The organism is Gardnerella sp. 26-12 (assembly GCF_001660745.1).
GTDB classification, from domain to species: domain Bacteria; phylum Actinomycetota; class Actinomycetes; order Actinomycetales; family Bifidobacteriaceae; genus Bifidobacterium; species Bifidobacterium swidsinskii.
Map to the genome: position 1 here is coordinate 1 of NZ_LWSR01000145.1, position 1,651 is coordinate 1,651.

Sequence of the window (1,651 nt, forward strand, 5' to 3'; positions counted from 1 at the left end):
GATAGAATTGGAAGGAATTATTGTACAAAATAAAGAAAATTTAACATTATCACAGCAAAAAGTAGCGTAAAATAACGCGCTCAATACAAGATATGTGAGAAAATAAAAGTATGCAATCAAGCGAATACTACGATGTTATTATTGTTGGCGCTGGAGCTGCAGGATTATCTGCAGCACTAGGATTAATTAAATCCGAAGAATACGCATGCATGAAAAAAGAAGGAAAAACACCATCAATTTTAGTGATTTCTAAAGTGCCAGCATTGCGTTCACACACGGGTTCTGCTGAAGGAGGTATAGCAGCAAGCCTTGGGAATGTAGAGCACGACAAATGGCAATGGCATTATTATGACACAGTTCATGGCGGAGATTGGCTAAGCGATCAAGATGCAGCAAAGCTACTTGCAAAAGAAGCACCAAAAACAGTTATTCAGCTTGAACATGATGGCGTAGCATTTTCTCGAACACAAAATGGATATATTAACCAACGCCGTTTTGGTGGACATACTGCTAATTTTGGAAAGAATCCAATTGAACGTGCAGCTTTTGCTGCAGATCGTATTGGTCACCAAATTTTACATAGCTTATGGCAACAATGTGTTTCCGAGAATATTGTATTTGCTGAAGATTGTTACGTAACAGATGTTGCTATAAACGATCAAACTATGAGCGTTGAAGGAATTGTTGCATTTGATTTATCTGCAGGAAACTTGCGAGCAATAAAGTCTAGATTCCTACTTTTAGCTACAGGCGGATCGGGAAGATTATTTGCAACAACATCTAATTCGTGGGATTTAACAGGCGATGGCATGGCTTTAGCTTTAAAAGCAGGATTACAACTTGAAGACTGCGAGTTCATTCAATTCCACCCTACTGGACTAGCTCATACTGGTATTCTGCTTTCAGAAGCAGCAAGAGCTGAAGGCGGCGTGCTTAGGAACTCAAATGGCGAAGCTTTTATGAAAAAATACGATGAAGTACATGCAGATTTAGCTCCAAGAGATGTTGTTTCTCGTGCAATTGCCCAAGAAATTCGCGAAGGCAGAGGTGTAAACGATTCAACAACTACGCAACAAAGCAATTCACATAATGATTGCGTTTGGCTAGATATGACACATATCAGCCGGGAAAATATGTTAGAATACTTGCCACAAGTCACAGAAACTATTGAAAAATATGCTCATCTTGACCCAACTTGCGATTTAGTCCCAATTCGTCCTACAGCTCACTACACAATGGGCGGAATACCGATAACTTTGGATGGAAAAGTATATAGATGGCAAAATAACAACCAAACTATTGTTTATGGTTTATACGCTGCCGGAGAATGCTCATGCGTAGGAGTGCACGGAGCTAATCGATTAGGAGGAAACTCCTTGCTTGACGCATGCCTTTTTGGAAATCGCGCGGGAGCAACAATAGCAAAAGAATTGAAAAACTTAAACAAGGATGACGAAACTAACAGTAACAAAACCAACGAAACCAACGAAACCAATAAAACTTTCTCAAATAATACTGCGCTACAAGTCTTATATAAACAAAGAAATAATGAGCTTAATCAGCTTATGAAAACAAGTGCGAATCAAGCTACAGATTTTACAGACAACAGCTATAACGACGAATTCTCACAAATAGAAGAAGAATATAATCC

1 protein-coding gene is annotated in these 1,651 nt (G+C 38.9%); it reads left to right on the forward strand.

Annotated elements, in window-relative coordinates; translation table 11 throughout:
• Positions 1-110: 110 nt before the first annotated feature.
• On the forward strand, positions 111-1,651 hold a 1,541-nt coding region (locus A5295_RS05915; RefSeq protein ID WP_064622163.1), incomplete at its 3' end, for an FAD-binding protein.